The following is a 17074-nucleotide window of genomic DNA, read 5'->3' as shown; positions in this document are numbered from 1 at the left end:
GGGCCCCGCTGCTTGCAGTGGGGCCCTTCGACGTTGCTTGAGGCGCCCTTCCTCATCGCAGTCGGCTCCTCGCTCCCCTCCCTGTGCCGCTGTGTTGTGCCGACGGCCACCGGACGTGGACCGGAATCAGGATTCCGGCTCCGCACAAGCCCCTGCCGCTCCTGTTCGTCAGGTGAAGCCCGGCAGTCCGCGAGCTCGTGCCGGCGGCGGGTCAGCCCTTGATCAGCCCCCGGCCGGGCACGAGCTCGGCTGCGGCTGTCACCCGGCCTGGCACAACACGCAGGTGTTCCACGGCGTCCCGTGCCCTGCGACCTGGACGTGTTCGTCCGGCCCCGCGTGCCCATGCTCGGGCGACAGCCGTTATCGGACAAGGTCGCCCGCATCACGGCGGAAACCGTCGGGGCGACGTAGAACTCATGGAGGCGGGCGCTCAAGGGTTCACGTACCGGGCAGAGCGAGTCCGCGTACAGGGCGCAGGGGGAGGCACCGGGTGCTGTCTGAGGAGACTTGGCGCGAGCTGCGGGGCCAGGGGGTGACGCGCACCTTTCGCGAACGCAGTGTGATGCTGAGGCAGGGTTCCGCGGGGACACATCTGCTTGCCCTCACCGACGGGCTCGTCAAGGTCGTGTGCCGGGAGCCGGGAGGCGTCCTTACCTGGCTGGCCTTCCGGGGGCCGGGCGACCTGCTGGGCGAGGTGTCCGTCTTCCACGGCACCACGCGCACGGCGGAAGTCATCGCGCTCACCCCCTGCACGGCCGTCGTGCTGGAGGCCGAACGGTTTCGCCGGTTCATCGAACAGCGCGGACTCGTCATGGACTTGATGCGCCAGACCCTGTCCCGGCTGCGGGAGTCCGACGCGCACCGCACCGAACTGCTGACCCTTCCGCTGGTTGCCCGCCTGGCGCGGGTACTCCTGAGACTGGTCGAACTCACCGCACCAGGAAGCGAATCGGAGGTCGTGCGGCTGACCGGCTTGAGTCAGGAGGAGATCGCCCAGGCGACCGGAGTCACGCGCAACGCGGCCATCACCGGACTACGACGCCTGCGCGACTCCGGAGCGGTGGAGACGGCCCGCAGAACGGTCGTCGTCAAGGACATGAAGACGCTGCGCCACTGGGCGATGACCGGACCGGCACCCACACCCGCCCCATCCTTCGCGCCGCCCCCGGCCCGGTGAGCGCACCCACGCTGTGACGTGGGACACCCGCGAACTGCCCTGCGCTGTGCAGTCGGGCGGACGGAACCGACGGAACCTCGAATCAGCCGGCCACCGGCTTCGTAACCGTCCCACCGTCCACGAGGAGATCACGCATGCCCAGCCCCGTTCCCGCCCCGTACGCCGAGAGCCGTCCGCTGCCGCCCTACCGTGCTCTGTTCGCCGTCGACGCGAAGGACTTCACTGGCCTTCCCGCCGTGCAGCACGGTCCGGTGAGCCGGTTGATCCCCGAACTCGTGGATCAGGCGCTGGACCGTGCCGGACTCCACGAACTGCGCGAGACCAAACGGTTTCCGGCCAACACCGGGGACGGCGTGGTGTTCGGCTTCGATCCGGTGTTGCTGCCCTTCGTCCTCTGGCCGTTCCTGGGCGTGCTCGACGACACGCTCGGCGCGTACAACAAGCAGTGCGTGGGCCCCCGCATCCGGCTCCGGGCAAGTGTCCACGTCGGACCGCTGCCCGACGCGGACCGGCCCGGGGACGGTAACGGCACCGTCCGCAACGACACGCACCGGCTGCTGGACTCGCGTCCGGTCAAGGCCATCCTGACCGCGGCGAGCGAGCAGGTCACCCACCTGGCGGCGGTCGTCTCCCAGCGCGTCTACGAGGACGTCGTGATCGGCGGGTACACGGGGCTGCACCCCGACCGCTGTGTGGAGGTCCCGGCCACCGTGGAGGGAAAGAACTTCTCCTAGCGGGCATGGCTGTACGTCCCGTCGCCGTCCGGAAACCTCGTGCAGGCCGGCGTGCGACCGCGCGAGGAATCCGTGGCGCCGGCCGACGCCTCCGCCCGCGAGGAACAGAGCCCGGCGACGTCGCCCGGTACGCACTACAGCGGCAACACGCAGCACGTGGGCGAGGGCGCAGCCGTCATGGGTGGCGTCGGGCGGGACGTCACGTACACCGGCGGATCCACCACGCACCACGGCACCAACCAGCACTGGGGCGGCGGCGACAACGTTTCGGGTGACAAGCGGGTCGGTGGCGCCGGGGACCCCCGGTGAGCGCCGTCGCGGACACGTTCCCCGGCTCGGACGACGAGGATTCCGACGGCGTTCCCGGCCCGGGAAGCTCCTACCGCGACAACCAGCAGCGGGTGGCCCAGGGTTTCGCGGTCATGGGCGGGATCAGGGGCGACGCCAATGTGTTCATCGGCGTCCAAACCGACGAGGACGTCAGCGAGCGCATCCGCAAACCCCGTCTGCGGGAGGGCCCGTACCCCGCGGACGACGTACGCGCCCGTCTGCACGGATTCGTCGAACCACCGACCCACACCCGGTGCCGCAAGGTACTGAACAGCAACCTGCTGGTACTGCGGGCCGGGAGTGGCACGGGGGCGGGCACGGCCGCGTTCGCACTGCTGGCGGAGCGGTACGGGATCGACGGCATCACCGGTCTGGACTCACCCGACGACCTGTCGCGGTGGCGTCCCAAGGAGCCTTGCGGCTATCTGCTCCAGGGGCTGTCCCCGCAGGCCGCCGACTTGCTCGGTGAAGTCGTGTGCACCGCGCTGGCATCGCTCCTGCGCCGTTCGGGCGCCCACCTGGTCGTCACCGTACGAACAGAGACGACACTGCCCGCCGACACGCTGCCCTGGCAGGTCGCACACTGCCCGCCACCGCCCGCCGAGGTGGCCGTGAAGCGCCTGAGCATCATGGCCGAGGCGGGTGAACTCACGACCGGGCAGGAGGCCGACGCGCTGCGGCATCTCGTCTCGGCGAACTTCGCCGGACACCTGGACACCCACTCGCTGCCGGGGGACGGTGTCGCGGTGGCGGAGGGTCTTCGCGACCTCGTCGTAGCGGGAAAGCCGGCCGCGTCCGTACTCGCGGACCTGCGGACCGGCAGCCCCGCAGCGGCGCGCAAAGCGCTCACGGAAGCACGCGACCGGGCCGACCGTATCTCGCTGATGGCGGCGATCTCGCTGCTGCCCGACCAGGATCGTACGGTCGTCGAACGGTTCAGCGCGATCCTGCGTGCCCACATCGACGGCCGCGGCGGCCCTCCACCGGCGGTGACCGGCAGACCCGGGCACGGCGAGACGGCAGCAGCCCGGCACGACGTCCTCGGGCCGGCCTTCGAGGACCGGCTGGCGGCCGTCGGCGCCCGGCTGCTGCAACCCCGGAGCGGAGCGGCGCGGCGCTACCTGGTCCAGCCGGTCGGCTTCTCCGGACGACACCGGTCGGACGCTCTGCTCCGGTCGCTGTGGCTGGAGTACGAAGGTATGGCGGAGCTGCTGTGGAAGAGCCTGGACGAGGCTCCCCACCACCCCTGCGTCGAACTGGCGGCGGGCGAGGCGATCGGGAAGGTGCTGGCCCACGCGACCGGGCCGGACACCCTGCGCCAGCTGCACCCCTTCGCCGCGTCGGACAAGCGCTGGCGCCGCCGCCTGGTGGCCAACGCGCTCGGGGAGATGGTCCAGCACCCTGCTCTCACCGGAGCGGTACGGGAGCAGTTGCGGCAGTGGAGCCGGGCCGCCCCCGTCGCTCTGCGCTGCACCGTGGCCGAGACCTGCGGGGGCAGCTACGGCCTGGCCCGCCCCACCGCCGCTCTGAAGCTCCTGGACACCGTCCTCGACAGACCGGGCGAGGAATTGGAGGTCCCGCTGCGCACCGCGGTGTCCTTCGCTCTCAGCGCCCTTCTCTCCGAGGACGCCAATCACGCCCTCGTCCTCGACTTCCTGCGTGAGTGGCAGGGGGCCGGTCCGAGCACACCACGTCATGGTCTGGCCGTTCACGCCGTCGAATCGATGAGCAAGGCCTCCTTCCCGCTGCCCAAGGCTCCCGGCGTGCGGCGGGTGCGTCTGGCCGATCTGCTCGCGGTTCATCCGGAGCGGGCCCGCGGCATCGTGGTCGCGGCCCTGGACGACCCCGCCACGCACGAGGCAGTGGCGGCCGGCCTGTTCCTGATCGAGGGCGATCCGGAGCTGCGGCGGCGGGCCGCCTTCCCGGGCCTCCTCACCGACCTCGCCGCGGCGGCCCGGGACCATCGCGGCGTCCTGCGCTTCGTCCTGCGTCACCACCGCTCCCGTACGTCCTCGACGAAAAGGTTCGCCTCATGACCGGCCCGCTCATCTCGCCGCTGAGCTCCTCGGCGTCCTGGCAGTTGTTCCGTCTCCGGTTCGGGCCCCCGGAGGGCCGGGCCTTGGTGTTCCTCGCGGACGGCGGTGAGGACGCGATGGTGCCGCCCCTGGAGGGCGACTACTGGGGCTATCCCCGACCCACGGGGCACGGGGTGCGTGCCGGGGAGTTTTTCGACATCGTGTGGGTCTCGCTCGCGGAGCGGCGGATCTCGGTCGACATCCCGCGCAGGCCGCCGAAAGCTCCGGCCCGGTACGGGGTGGTCTGGAAGATCAGCAACCCGGTCGTCGCGGCAAGGAACCGGCTCACCGAGGAGCGGGCCCGGCAGCTGGTCGTCGACCACATCAGCAAGAACGCCTCGTTGCCCGGTGCCCCCGACCCGTTGCGGACGCCGCCGCCCCACTTCGGTACGACCGAGGTGGAACCTCCGGGCCGGCCGAGGGTGATCGACGGCTCCGGCCTCACTTACTGGTTCCTGGACCCGCCGGCCGCGCTCCTGCCCACCCCCGGCACCGGCGCGGCACCGACTCTTCCGTCGGGCTTCGGCGAAGCCCACCGTGAGGCGTACCGCTTCTACCGGGAAATCGTCGCGGGCGGCCCGGTGGGCCTTGCGGCCCTCTGGCTGCTCCACCGGCCGGAAGAGGCGAAGGACGTGCTCGACTGGACAGTGACCCATCGGGGTCTGCTCTCCGACCGGAACAGCTGGGAACACGCCCTCGCGGCGGCGCTCCAGTCACTGACACCGGAGGACCGGAGCTTCGTCGGCGCCAACATGGCGCGGGTCCTGAGCGACGTGGGAGTCCCGCAGGGTGACGAGGTACTGCGCCGGATCGGCCACACCGATGCGCCGGGAGACGGGGACCCCTGTGAGTAGATGCCGACTCCGCTGCACCGCTGGACACCTCGGCAAGGGTTGAGAAACACGGCGGATCGCACGGCTCTAGTCGGAGTCGGGACATGCCTGGAGGCAGCTTGCTGACGTCTTGCCTCACCGCCTGACGGTCGTGGTGGGACATCGCTCCACTCCGGACATCGAGGTCGGCGCCACGAGTGGACCAAGGCGAGGCGATACACCTGACGCGAACCCGACATCATCGAAAAACCTTGGACCGAAATGACCAGTCACGGTCAAAATCGGCAACGGAATTGGCATTTGCCCACAGCACCACGACATCCGGCACCAGGCAACGCCTTCCCCTCTAGCATCTCCGGCAGAGAGGCGAAGCGCGCGCCTGGGCCGCCCCGAACTCACAGGAACATCGGCGCGCAATCGAGAGGAAAAGGTTCGTGAGCAGGGAAAACAACAACGATCCGTACACCGAGATCATCGAGGTGACGCCCGAGAAGTGCTCAACCTGGATGGAGAAGAGGACATGTAACCGCGTCCCCTTGAAACGCTCCAATGTGGACAAGTTCAAGAGCATTCTTCGAAATGGCCAATATCGCACAACACACCAAGGGTTTGCGCTGGACTGGCACGGTTGCCTCATTGACGGACAGCACCGCGCCGCTGCCATCATCGAGACCGGCACCACGGTGACCGCGCAAGTCACGTACAACCTCAGTCCGGAGAGCTTCGCCGCCATCGACGGCGGCCGCGTGCGCTCCGCGGGAGACTTCGTCGCCCAGATCACCGAGATGCGCCAGAGCAACGCCAACGTATATGCGGCGGCGCTGAAGATCCTTGCCAACCGCGCAGCCGGCTTCCACTGGACGAGGTGGACCAGCGGAAAGCTGACCGCCGAGCAGCTGCAAGGGCTGGTCCCCACGTGGCCCATCGACGAAAGGCACATCGTCAGCCTCGTCAGCAAGGGAAAGCAGTGCCACGCCAGCGCCACGGGATTGATCGTGGCGTACAAGATCATCACAGAAGTATGGCCCGAGCACATTGCCGATCTGTTCTTCGACGGCATTGGCGAGGGCAGCCGCGAGTTCGTCGGACGAGACCCGCGCGCGATGTACACGAATACCATGCTCAATGTGAATCGCGGAGTCGTGAGCAGGGATAGCGTCCAACAGTCGGCCCAGGCCATCAAGGCATTCAATGCCCTCGTGTCGGGGGAGTCTATTGGCACACTCAAGAAGATGAAGGTGTCGGGTGTGAAAATCGTCAGAGACAGGCGCACCGGGGAGGAAATCCAACAGGACTATCTGGCGGATCGCTATCCTGATGTCATTCCGCCCGCCATCAATATCAGCGAAACATGGCTCGGCAGTAGCAGCATGGAACCGAACAAATAGGTTCCTTGATTGGTCCGTACCGTAGCGCGAAGAATCCGGCGACGGCCCGCGCGCCGGTGCCGCTCTCGCAGGGGTTGATCTGCACACGAGAGCTCGGCAGCCACCCCCTGGGGTTCCGGGTGTGCCTGACCCCGAGGCGGCTGATCGGGGACTTTCGGGCTAGAAAGGGCAAGTCCCCGTCTTCACCTCGGACGTGGACAGCCTGGAGACGACCAGGGCGCCCGTCACGCTCGTTTGACCAACATCGTTCTGGCCTCATGCGTCGCCGTCCCGGCAATGCGTCGAAGGGCCCCACCGCCGGCAGTGGGGCCCTTCGACGCCGGCAGGCAGTCCATCCGCAAGCCGGGGCACCCCTGGCACGGACACCACGCCCGTTCGCACCCCGTACGAGCCTCAGACCACCGCGTTCTCGGCACACGCAAGGGCGGTCAACGTCTTGGCGAGGCGGGCGGCGTCGTCCGTCGCGTGGACGGGGATCTCGGGGGTGATGCGGCGGCAGAGGCCACCCAGGACGCGGCCGGGGCCCACTTCCACGAAGGCGTCGACGCCCGCGGCGGCCATCCCGCGCACCGCGCCCGTCCAGTGGACCCGGCCCACGAGCTGGCGGCGCAGGCACGCGACGGCGTCCGCCGCGGTCCGCACGTGGTCCGCGGTGACCGTGGAGACGACCGGCACCTGGGGGTCGTGGAACTCGACACCGGCGAGTTCCGCGGCGAACTCCTCCTCGATCCCTGCCATGAGGCTGCAGTGGAACGGGGCACCGACGCGCAGGGCCACGGCCTTGCGGGCCCCGGCGCTCTCCGCGGCGCGCATGACCAGCTCGACCGCGGGGGCCGTTCCGGACACCACGATCTGGCCGGGTTCGTTGTCGTTGGCGACCTCCACCGTCCGGCCGGTTTCCGACCTGACCTCGGAGCAGATCTCCTCGACGCGCGGCAGGTCGAGCCCCAGCACGGCGGCCATGGCCCCCGGTACGTGGGCGTTGACCGCGGCCATGAGTTCGCCGCGCCGCCGGACCAGGCGCAGGGCGTCGGTCCAGTCGAGGACGCCCGCACACACCAGTGCCGTGTACTCGCCCAGGCTGTGTCCCGCCACGACGGCGGGCCGCACGCCGCGCTCCCGCAGGACGTCCAGCGTGACCAGGCTGGTCAGAAAGACGGCGGGCTGGGTGACCGAGGTGTCGCGCAGGCTCTCTTCGGGGCCCTCCCAGCACAGCGTGGCCAGCGGAAGACCAAGGATCTCGTCCGCCGTCCGGTAGTAGGTGTCGATCAGGTCGGGCCGGAGCCCGATCGCGTCGAGCCCCATGCCGACTTTCTGCGAGCCCTGCCCGGGGAAGACGAATGCCGGGTTCTGCATGGTCAGGTGTCCTCTCAGACGGCGGATCGGTCGGCGCCGGGCACGTGCCCGGGCGTCATGTCGGTGGGCTGGTTCGCACCGGGTGCCGCCTGCTGGGTGTCGCGTACGAAGATCAGCACCAGTACGGCCGCGACGAGCGTCACGCCGGCCGCGTACCAGACGCCGTTCTGCACGCCGTGGGTGACGGCCGCCTGCCGCAGCGCCTTCGCCTCACCGGCCGTCAGGGTTCCCGCCGACGCCAGTCGTTGGACGTGTTCGCCCGCCGCGTCGGTCCTGGCGCTCAGCAGAGCGCCCATGACGGCGATGCCGACCGCGTTGCCGACCTGGCGGAACATGGTGCCGGCGCTCGCCGCCACCCCGACCTGGTCCTGGGGTGCGGCGGCCACCGTGAGCCCCGAGGAGACGGGCATGGCCACGCCCAGGGTCAGGCCGGTCACGAGCATGCCGGGCAGGAGCCGCGTCCACGAGCCGGCATCCCCCGACGGGTCGGCCAGGGTGAGGAGCGCGATGCCGACGGCCATCAGGGTCAGCGCGGCCGCCAGCGCCTTGCGGGCACCGAACACGGCGACCAGGCGGCTGCCCAGGGGTGCTCCCACGATGAGCATCAGGGTCATCGGCAGCATCCGGACGCCGGTCTCCTGGGCGGTGAGACCCAGCCCGTTCTGGAGGTAGATCGACAGGTAGAAGATGACCGAGAACATGCCGGCGCCGAGCAGGAAGCCCGCCATGACGCTGCCGCCGAACGACGGCCGTCGGAACCAGCTCATGTTCATGATCGGGTGGGACGACCTCGACTCCACGACGACGAACAGCACGAGCAGCGCCGCCGACCCCGCGAACAGCGCGCACTCGCTGCCCGACGTCCAGCCCGCGTCGCCGCCCCTGATCAGCGCGAGGTTGAGGCAGAGCAGCGAACCGCTCACCGTGATCAGCCCCGGCAGGTCCAGGGCCCCGGACCGCGCGGCGACGGTGCGCCGGGAGCCGTTCATTCCGGCCATGGCCGTGACCAGGACGACGAGTCCGATCGGAAGGTTGACGAAGAAGATCCACTCCCAGCCGGCGTGCTCGACGAGCAGTCCGCCGACGAGCGGGCCGAGCGCGGTGGCGATCCCTCCGACCGCGCCCCACAGCATGATGCCGAGGGCCCGCTTCTTGCCCTCGAACGAGGAGTAGACGATCGCGAGCGACAGCGGCATGATCACGGCGCCGCCCAGGCCCTGCACCACACGGCCCGCGTGCAGCATCGTGATGTGGGACCAGCCGAAGGCCGTGATGTGTCCGGCCGCGCCGCAGATCACCGAGCCCAGCAGGAAGACCACGACTCCGATGAGGTAGATACGGCGCTGGCCGAAGATGTCGCCCAGCCGTCCCGCGGTGACGATGAGCACGGCGAGCGCCAACAGGTAGGCGTTGGCGACCCATTCGACGTCGCTGAACGAGGCGTGGAGGTCGGTGCCTATCGTGGGCAGCGCCACCGTGACGACGGTGACGTCCAGAAGGGCGATGAACAGGCCGAGCAGTGCGGCCAGCATCGTCAGGCCTGCTTTGGGCGGCCCTGCCGCGGTGCGCGATGACATGGGGTACATCTCTCTCGTGGGGGACCCGGCCCGGTCAGGACGGGGAGCAGCGGTCGACGAACGCATGGATCAGATCGGCCACCTCGGTGGGCTGTTCCACGTGGCAGAAATGGGTGAAGTGGGGGGCCAGGTGCAATTCGGCTCCGGGCAGGTCCTTCTGGAGGGCCTGCGCCCGCTCGCCGGCGAGGCCGGGGTCCGTGGGGTTGCCGATGACCAGGGTCGGCACCGTGACGTGGTCCAGTGAGAGACCCGACGCGGAGCTGTACTGGTCGAAGAGGGCGAGGAACGCCTGGGGCCCCATCCCTTCGAGCATCTTGCGCGCCATGGCGGAGAAGAGGTCCGGGTCCATGGTCTGTGCGCGGGGCCCGAGCCGTGTGCGCATCCCCGCGGTCATGACCGCGGCGAAGTCCTCCCGGAAGCCGTCGAAGACGGCCCAGTCCACCACCGTCGAAGGCGGCCAGTAGAAGGGCGACAGCAGCACCAGGGCGTCGATCTCGGGATGCACCCCGCCGGCCAGCCACTGAAGGACCGCGTTGGCGCCCAGCGAGTGCGCGACGAGCACCGAGACCGGCTCCGGTACGAGATCGAGGCCGGCCTCGACCAACTGGCCCACGGTGGCACGGCTGCGCCACCGGTAGGTGCCACCGGAACGCCACGGAAGGTCCAGCGGATAGCTGCGGAACCGTCCCGACATCAGCCGGCTGAGCGGTGACCAACTGGCCCAGTCGTCCTCAAGGCCGTGCACGAACGCCATCGCCGGCTGGTCCTGGAACTGGTGGACGGCCAGTTCCTCGCCGTACAGGGTGGACGCGTTGACGGCGCTCCCGGCGCGGTGGCGGTTCACCGCTCCTCCCCGGCCGGGCCGAAGCGCAGCACCACCAGGTTGCCCTGCGGTCCCAGCGTCGCGCTGACAAGGCCGCCGTCGCGCCATCCCTCCACGGGTTCGGCGGCGCCGCGCGCGAGGGTCTGCGCCAGGGCCAGCACGCTGGTCGCGCACGCCTGCGGCATGCCGCGGACCACCGTGACCGCGCCCCGCACACCGCGCTCGGCGGCCCAGGCGTGCACCCAGTCCTCGGCGCCGCGGCCCAACTCCGTTGCCGGCACGCACAGTTGCACGTTGTCCGACGGCTCGGCGCCGGTCCGGTCGAGTGCCGCGCCCAGGATGCGTTCGGCGTCGTGCGGGTCGCGCGGCAGCGTCCGTCGCACCCCGCCGGTCAGCAGGGCGTAGATCCTGGCCCCTCGGCGGCGTGCCGTGGCCGTCCTCTCCAGGTGCAGCAGACACGCTCCGCTCGCGTCGGCGGCGCCCCCTGCCACGGTATGGAAACCGGCGGGGGGCAGCCCTTCGATCGCCCCGGCGAACACGGCGTCCGCCCGGCTCGCGGCCAGGGCGCGTGCGCCCACCAGGAGCGATTCGGCGCCTGCGGTGACCAGGTTGGCCAGGGTGATGTTGAAGGCCTTGAGGCCGTGGGACATGGAGAGTTGACCCACGGGGACGTTGACCGCGAAGTTGGGGCACTCGACCGGGCTGATCCCGCTGATCCCGTCCGCCAGAAGCGCGCGGTCGATCCGGTCGACGATTTCGTGCACCGCGAAGTTGGTGCCGACCACGACGCCGGTCCGGTCGTCGGTCCGCTCCGGGGCGTCGCCCGCGTCCGCCAGGGCGAGCCGGAGCGCGGCAAGGCCGGCCCGCGTCGCGGGCGGCAGGAACTTCCAGCCGCGCCTGCCCAGGTGTGCGGCCGGGTCGAAGTTGTCCAGGTCCAGGACGCCTTGGCCGCCTGCCGCGCCGGTGATGGCGGGCGCTGCCGCGAGTTCCGCGACGCCGATGGCGCCGCGGCTGACGGGGCCGATTCCTGTGACGGCGGCCAGGCCCGGGGCGGGTGCGTTCATGGTGTTCCCCCCTCGTCCGCGCGGTGGGCCGGTGGGCCGATGGCGACCGTGATGTTGTTGCCTCCGAACGCATAGGCGTTGACCAAAACGGTGCTTCCCGCGGAGGGCTCGGGGGCGCCCCGTACGACGCGCAGCGCACACTCGGGGTCGAGCCGGTTCAAGGTGGCGACCGGGGGCACCACACCGTCCCGGACCACCAGCGCGGCCGCCACGCACGAGAACGCGCCCGCCGCGCCGCCGCTGTGGCCAAGGGAGCTCTTGACCGCCGTCACCGGCACCTGCGCGGTCCGCTCGCCGAGCAGCGCGGCCGTGTTGCGGCTCTCCGTGCTGTCGTTGGCGGGCGTACCGGTGCCGTGGCACATCACCGCCCCGATGTCATGGGGCGTCACACCACCGCGTGACAGGGCGTCATGTGCGGCGCGCGCCGCCTGCCGGCCCGCCGGGTCGGGAGCGGTGACATGGAACGCGTCGCAGCTCCATCCGGAGCTCAGCACACGGGCGTACGGCGTGCGTCCGCGCTGCGCGGCGCTTTCGGCGGACTCCAGCAGCAAGAACGCCGCGCCTTCGCCGTACACCGTGCCCGCGCGGTCGGCGTCGAAGGGTCTGCACCGCAGGGGATCGATCGCCCCGAGACGCACGAAGGCCCCCACCGCCGGACGGGACACGGCTTCGGCGCCGCCGACGAGGACCAGGTCCGCATCGCCATCAGTGATCATTTCGGCGCCCATCGCGACGGCGTACGCACCGGCCGCGCAGGCCGTCGACACGGTGAGCCCGGGCCCGTGCAGCCCCAGGCGCCGCGCGAGGAGCGCGGCCGTGCCGTACGGGAACCACTGCTGTCCCGTCAGCTCGGCCGTCCCGTCCCGTTCCGCCTCCAGGAGGTCGCTGTCACCGTTGCCCGTTCCGACACAGACCCCGATGTTGTCCCGTACGCCCGCCTCGGCCGTCAGAAGTCCGGCGTCGGCCAGCGCGGCCCGCGCGGCCACGAGGGCGAAGTCGCTCGCTCGGCCCTGCTGCCAGGCGGCGCCGGGGCCGGGAGGGTCGGTCACGGTGTAGGCGGGGGTCCCGTCGATCGCGGTTCCCGGGCGGTCCAGCGGGCTCAGTGGCGCCTCGCCGCGCAGCAGCCCGTCCCACAGGAGTTGTGGGTCGTGGCCCAGCGGCGAGACCACCCCCAGGCCCGTGATGACCACGTCCGGTGTCATCACGCGCTCCAGGACAGCTGCTCGGAGGGCCGCATGACGGCGATGGCGTACCCGACCTCGGCGATCAGGTCGCCGTCCAGGTAGGTCTCACCGCTCATGATCACGTTGTCGCCGACGTACTGGTCGACGCGCACGACGTGGCGCAGTGTGTCGCCGGGGTGGACGCTCCGGTGGAAGACCACGTCGCGCATGGCCGCGAGGATGAGCGGTCCCTTCGGCTTCGCTTCCATCGCGGCGACGCGCAGCATCCACAGGACCGCGCCTCCCTGCCCCCACGACTCCATGAGCAGCGACGGCGGGTAGGCGAAGGCCTGGTGGCCGAGGCCTGGGGCGAGTCCCGCGTAGCACGGTTCGCTGCCGCTGATCGTCTTGCTGGTGACGATCCGCTCGTACGGTTCCATCTCCAGTACCCGGTCGACGAGCAGCATGGGGTGGGCGTGCGGGATCAGTCCTCGCAGTTCGGCGTACTCAAGCACGGGGGCCCTCCTCGGTGGTGGCAGGACCCTGGGTGAGCCTGAACGTCATCTTGACCACGGCGGCCCTGGCCTGGCCGGTGGTGCACCGCGCGGTCACCGCGAGGGTGCCGGGCGTCGCGTCGTGGCAGGTGCAGTGGACGTCGAGCGTGTCGCCGACGCCGAGCGCGGTGGTGAAGCGGACCGAGTCGATCCGGCCGGGCTCCACGGAGGTGTCCGGGCCCCGGGTGCCGGCCACCAGGTGCCGCACCGCCTGGTACACGGACTCGATGAGGAAGGCCCCGGGGTAGACGGTGACGTCCGGGTAATGGCCTTCCAGGTAGGGGTCGTCGGCCCGTACGAGTTTGCGCGCCGACACCTCGGTGGGGGACAGCACGGTGAACGCGTCGACCGGGTCGACGGGGGCCGCCCGCAACCGGGGCCCGCTCACCAGGACTTCCGACGCCGTGGCGGCAGCCGTGACGGGCCCGTTCACGATGCGGTCCCGTCGGCGGTCCGGATGGCCGCGCCGGATTCTCCGGACGCGTCGGTGGCGATGACACACCGTCCTTCGGTCACTGATTCAACCCTTTCGTTGACACGTTTCGGCAGGCCCGGTCACGGGATTTGCGCGGTGTGTCGGCGGACATCTCTCAGCGCCCTCCCCCGAGGTGAACATGCGTCTCCCAAGACGTCTCCCAAGGCCGTTCACACTAGGGGCCGTACACAGGGGAGGGCTTGTCCATATGGGGGTTTGGACAAGCCTTCCCCGCGCGCCACGGGCGGGCTCATATTGCTTACGTGGGCGGACAATTGGGCCGCGGCCGGTCCTGTGGGAAGCGGGCGCGGAAAACCCTTGACGCAATTCACGGGGCGGGGCCGGTCTGACGAATTCCACTCGCGGCAGGACGCTCACCGCGACGGTCGTCCGCAACGGCTGCTACAGGGGGAGCGTGGCGCGGAAGACGGGCCCGCCGGGTACCAGGACGGCTTTCGCCTGGACGGTGCGCGCCAGGTCCGCGTAGGTGATGCGGAGGTCCAGCGCCCGGAAGACCTCGCCCGGGTCCTGGTCGTCGGAGGTGAGGTTGCGCAGCAGACCGGCGGTCGCCTCGGCTGCGGCCGCGTGGCGTCTGTCGGCCGGTTCGCCGAGGATCTGGGTCAGTCCGCGGGTGGTGCAGGCGGCCCGCAGCCATGCCGTGACGCTGCCGACGACCGCCTGCTCCCGCACGTACACGTTGCGCGGATGCGCGGGCCGGTTCACCACCGCGGATTCGGCGGGAACCCGGCAGCGGTAGTAGTTCTCGCCGTTGTTCTTGGTCCCCTGCATGAGGCGGTTGCACCGGGCGCAGCGCACGAGGCCGCGCAGCAGATACCGGTTGCCCGGCACGGCCGCCGCCGGTTCGTCGCCGGTGCGGCGGGCGGCGAACATCCGGTGCACCTGCTCGAAGGTCGCCGCCGGCAGGATCGGCTCGCAAGGGGCCGGGGCGCCCCCGCCGGCCGTCGAACGGCCGGCGTAGCGGGGGTTGATCAGGATCGACCGCACCGTGCCCTTGGACCACGGGTCGGGCTGCCGTTCGCCGTCGCTCCCCTGCCCGCCCGGCCTGGGTATGCCGTCCGCGGTCAGGCCCTCCGCGATGTTCTGAAGGCCCTTGCGGGACAGGTACTCGGTGAAGATCCGCAGGACGACCGGCGCGGTCCGCTCGTCAGGAACGAGCAGCCGCCTGTCCCCTTCCGCCGCCGAGGCGATCCGGTACCCATAGGGTGCGCGGCCCCTTAAGCGGGGCGCCGATACCCGTCGCACCGGGGACGTCCGCCCCTTGGGCACCGTCCGGCAGGAGGTGTTCCCCGACTCCCACGCCGACTTCACCTCGTGCGCTGTGTTCCGTGCTGTCCATGTGTGTCCTGCGCCTACCGACAACCCGTACATCGTTCTCCCCCGTGGAGCTTGTTTCTCTTCGCTGCCGCCCCTGAAGCCGGGGCACGCGAGAACATGCGCCGAAACGTCCAGGGCCCTGGGGATCGCGAGTCCTTTTTCGCTGGAGCGAGACCTGGTCATGTCCGACAGCGATTCAAGGAAATGGGTTGAGTCGCGCTTCGTGGCGCGCTCCGTGGCGATGCCCCGAGCCCCTATGGCGTGCAGCGGTATCAATGCCGGAAGAACACGTCGGCTCCACCATGAGCGCCGGCTCCCCCGAACCGCTTTCAAACTACGTGCGGCACACGGGTGGCTTCAACGCGGTGACCACATGTTGCCAATGCTCCGCCACCGCGGACCCCGCACGGTGGCCCGCACTGGCACATTGTTGACGGCCGACACCGCAACCGCGCTCATGGAGCGTGATCAATACGGCACGTCCGAACAGAACACGTGCAGGGGCGTACGGAGCCGACCGTCAGTCAGGTTCGCTTTTCAACTGAATACCGGGCCGTGCTTTCACCCAGCACGCGCAGGCGGAACGGCGGAGCGCCGCAGCACGTGCGGACCGCCCCGCGCATACGCGGGAATAGCCGCCCGCTCAGCCCCGCGCGGCGACGTCTCCGTGGAAGTTCAACAGGCCCGACTCCACGGCCTGAGCCCCCGCCTGAAAACGGGACGACGCCCCCAACGACCGGATGATCTCGGCCACATGGCGCCGGTACGTACGCACGGAGACGGACAGTTCACGGGCGGCCGCCTCATCGGTGTGGCCCTCGTAGAGGCAGCGCAGGATCTCCTGGACGAGCCCTTGCCGTATGAGCGCGCTGATCTGCTGGTAGCCCGCCAGCGAATAGGCGCGTTGCCACGCACTCGTGAAGAGCTCGTTGAGCGCTCTGACCACGGCAGGGGCGCGGATGAGGGTGGACTGCGCGAACCCCTGGTCCGGCGCCGCCTGTATCAGTGCGACGCGTCCGTCGACGATGGCCGCCGCGTTCACCCCGGCCCGCGACAGACGGATCTCGACTCCCCGTCGGCCCGCGTAATCGGCCAGCCGATGACGCTCGGCCACCTCGGGAGAGCACAAGGTCTCCACCCGGACGTGGTCCGATCTCGCGATCACCCATTCCTGGACGATGCCGCTCAACGCCTGCACCGACGCGTGATGGGAGGGCAATATCACGCGTACGGATTCCTTGGCCTGCTCAAGCAGGCGTCTCAGGGTGTTGGAGGCCAGTTCGCCGTCGGTCGTCTGGACCAGAAGGGACCGGTCGGCGAACGAGGCGAACCGGTTGCTGGAGACGATGGAATCTATCAGGGAGCGCACTTCCAGAAGAGAGCGCTCCATTTCATCCTTGCCCTGCGCGAGAATGACTTCCTCGGTGCGCATCCCCTGCGCAGTAAATTCACGCATGATTCATGCGGATGACGCCACCGGAAGACGATACACCTATCACTTTCGGCCGGAACATATGTTTCCCCCGTTCACATCCGAACAACTCCGCGCGCACCTCCCGGACAACGAGAAGGACTGCGCACGGCCCAGCTGCCGAGCGAACCGGCCCGGACAGAGACCACTTCACCCAGCCTTGGAGACTATCCACTCCTCACCGGAAACGTCAACGGACCTCATTGGTGAACACTTAACTACCACCCGGGATGCATTGCTTCGACTTGAGGAAACAATAGGAGCCACAGGCAACAATTAAGCGCGCCTCACTCACGCATCGCCGCGCCGCTCCGGCCCGACACCCACCAGGACGATCGCCTACGACGCCCTGCGGCGCCCGGCCGGCGCGCCCCGCGCGGCCCGATCGAGTACGGGGCACGGAAGAAGCACGCCACTGCGGCAGGCCGGGGACAATCTGCGCGTTTCGGAAAAGTCATTCCCTTACCTACTCCCCTCAAATAAGGGGAGCTTGACGTGATCTTTACCCGGTCGACAGCACGGCGACAGATCGACATGGACAGCCCAGCATTTATTAGACGACCTGTCACAACCGCGATCCTCTGTGTCGTGCGCCACAACAAGGTCACAGGCAAGTCGAGAAGGTAATGTATTCCTGGAGAGATACAGGCCTGTGCCCAATGGAACCGCTGGAACCAATGGAACCGCTGGAACCGATGGAACCGATGGAACCCTACGGG

Annotated in this window: 15 protein-coding genes; 6 read left to right on the top strand and 9 right to left on the bottom strand. The window is 69.7% G+C overall.

What is annotated here, in order from left to right; translation table 11 throughout:
• Nucleotides 1-490: 490 nt before the first annotated feature.
• The 6 genes from ACGFW5_RS11085 (at nt 491) to ACGFW5_RS11060 (ending at nt 6537) form a co-directional block, all read left to right on the top strand.
• Entirely contained in the window at nt 491-1177 is a 687-nt protein-coding gene (locus ACGFW5_RS11085; protein WP_393833894.1) for a Crp/Fnr family transcriptional regulator, read from the top strand.
• A gap of 134 nt (nt 1178-1311) precedes the next feature.
• Complete coding sequence (locus ACGFW5_RS11080; protein ID WP_393833893.1) at nt 1312-1911, top strand: hypothetical protein; 600 nt, start codon at nt 1312-1314, stop codon at nt 1909-1911.
• A 51-nt stretch (nt 1912-1962) separates the two neighbouring features.
• Nucleotides 1963-2220 (top strand): hypothetical protein, encoded by a 258-nt coding sequence (locus tag ACGFW5_RS11075; RefSeq protein WP_393833892.1) that lies wholly within the window; start codon nt 1963-1965, stop codon nt 2218-2220.
• Nucleotides 2217-4277 carry a hypothetical protein gene (locus ACGFW5_RS11070; protein ID WP_393833891.1) on the top strand — a complete coding sequence of 687 codons (2061 nt, stop codon included), beginning with the start codon at nt 2217-2219 and terminating at the stop codon, nt 4275-4277. The genes ACGFW5_RS11075 and ACGFW5_RS11070 overlap by 4 nt, the downstream gene beginning before the upstream one ends.
• Complete coding sequence (locus ACGFW5_RS11065; RefSeq protein WP_393833890.1) at nt 4274-5170, top strand: hypothetical protein; 897 nt, start codon at nt 4274-4276, stop codon at nt 5168-5170. Before ACGFW5_RS11070 ends, ACGFW5_RS11065 begins: the two co-directional genes overlap by 4 nt.
• Nucleotides 5171-5583: 413 nt before the next feature.
• Nucleotides 5584-6537, top strand: a complete 954-nt coding sequence (locus ACGFW5_RS11060; RefSeq protein ID WP_393833889.1) for a hypothetical protein — start codon at nt 5584-5586, stop codon at nt 6535-6537.
• Nucleotides 6538-6930: 393 nt separating this feature from the next.
• Here the strand turns inward: ACGFW5_RS11060 and fabD are convergent, their stop codons facing one another.
• The 9 genes from fabD to ACGFW5_RS11015 form a co-directional block, all read right to left on the bottom strand.
• Nucleotides 6931-7893, bottom strand: coding sequence for an ACP S-malonyltransferase (gene fabD / locus ACGFW5_RS11055; RefSeq protein ID WP_393833888.1), 963 nt, complete (start codon nt 7891-7893; stop codon nt 6931-6933).
• 14 nt (nt 7894-7907) lie between these two features.
• On the bottom strand, nt 7908-9470 hold the full coding sequence (locus ACGFW5_RS11050; RefSeq protein ID WP_393833887.1) for an MFS transporter: 1563 nt from the start codon (nt 9468-9470) through the stop codon (nt 7908-7910).
• A gap of 34 nt (nt 9471-9504) precedes the next feature.
• Entirely contained in the window at nt 9505-10314 is an 810-nt protein-coding gene (locus tag ACGFW5_RS11045; protein WP_393833886.1) for an alpha/beta fold hydrolase, read from the bottom strand.
• Entirely contained in the window at nt 10311-11357 is a 1047-nt protein-coding gene (locus tag ACGFW5_RS11040) for a beta-ketoacyl synthase N-terminal-like domain-containing protein (protein WP_393833885.1), read from the bottom strand. The genes ACGFW5_RS11045 and ACGFW5_RS11040 overlap by 4 nt, the downstream gene beginning before the upstream one ends.
• Complete coding sequence (locus ACGFW5_RS11035) at nt 11354-12559, bottom strand: beta-ketoacyl-[acyl-carrier-protein] synthase family protein (RefSeq protein ID WP_393833884.1); 1206 nt, start codon at nt 12557-12559, stop codon at nt 11354-11356. Before ACGFW5_RS11035 ends, ACGFW5_RS11040 begins: the two co-directional genes overlap by 4 nt.
• Nucleotides 12559-13035 (bottom strand): 3-hydroxyacyl-ACP dehydratase FabZ family protein, encoded by a 477-nt coding sequence (locus ACGFW5_RS11030; protein ID WP_393833883.1) that lies wholly within the window; start codon nt 13033-13035, stop codon nt 12559-12561. Before ACGFW5_RS11030 ends, ACGFW5_RS11035 begins: the two co-directional genes overlap by 1 nt.
• On the bottom strand, nt 13028-13507 hold the full coding sequence (locus ACGFW5_RS11025) for a hypothetical protein (RefSeq protein ID WP_393833882.1): 480 nt from the start codon (nt 13505-13507) through the stop codon (nt 13028-13030). The genes ACGFW5_RS11030 and ACGFW5_RS11025 overlap by 8 nt, the downstream gene beginning before the upstream one ends.
• Before the next feature lie 444 nt (nt 13508-13951).
• Complete coding sequence (locus tag ACGFW5_RS11020) at nt 13952-14812, bottom strand: recombinase family protein (protein WP_393833881.1); 861 nt, start codon at nt 14810-14812, stop codon at nt 13952-13954.
• Nucleotides 14813-15527: 715 nt separating this feature from the next.
• Nucleotides 15528-16316, bottom strand: coding sequence for a LuxR family transcriptional regulator (locus ACGFW5_RS11015; protein ID WP_393833880.1), 789 nt, complete (start codon nt 16314-16316; stop codon nt 15528-15530).
• Nucleotides 16317-17074 lie beyond the last annotated feature (758 nt).

Origin of the sequence: Streptomyces sp. NPDC048416 (assembly GCF_043200435.1) — a bacterium.
Lineage (GTDB): Bacteria > Actinomycetota > Actinomycetes > Streptomycetales > Streptomycetaceae > Streptomyces.
Note: the sequence above shows the minus strand (reverse complement) of the source record. Positions and strands in the feature narration are given on the sequence as shown.

What these genes read in the sequence shown, in the direction of transcription:
- fabD (WP_393833888.1), bottom strand. Translation starts at nt 7,893, where the DNA reads ATGCAGAACCCGGCATTCGTCTTCCCCGGGCAGGGCTCGCAGAAAGTC.
- ACGFW5_RS11035 (WP_393833884.1), bottom strand. Translation starts at nt 12,559, where the DNA reads ATGACACCGGACGTGGTCATCACGGGCCTGGGGGTGGTCTCGCCGCTG.
- ACGFW5_RS11015 (WP_393833880.1), bottom strand. Translation starts at nt 16,316, where the DNA reads ATGCGCACCGAGGAAGTCATTCTCGCGCAGGGCAAGGATGAAATGGAG.
- ACGFW5_RS11040 (WP_393833885.1), bottom strand. Translation starts at nt 11,357, where the DNA reads ATGAACGCACCCGCCCCGGGCCTGGCCGCCGTCACAGGAATCGGCCCC.
- ACGFW5_RS11080 (WP_393833893.1), top strand. Translation starts at nt 1,312, where the DNA reads ATGCCCAGCCCCGTTCCCGCCCCGTACGCCGAGAGCCGTCCGCTGCCG.
- ACGFW5_RS11065 (WP_393833890.1), top strand. Translation starts at nt 4,274, where the DNA reads ATGACCGGCCCGCTCATCTCGCCGCTGAGCTCCTCGGCGTCCTGGCAG.
- ACGFW5_RS11050 (WP_393833887.1), bottom strand. Translation starts at nt 9,470, where the DNA reads ATGTCATCGCGCACCGCGGCAGGGCCGCCCAAAGCAGGCCTGACGATG.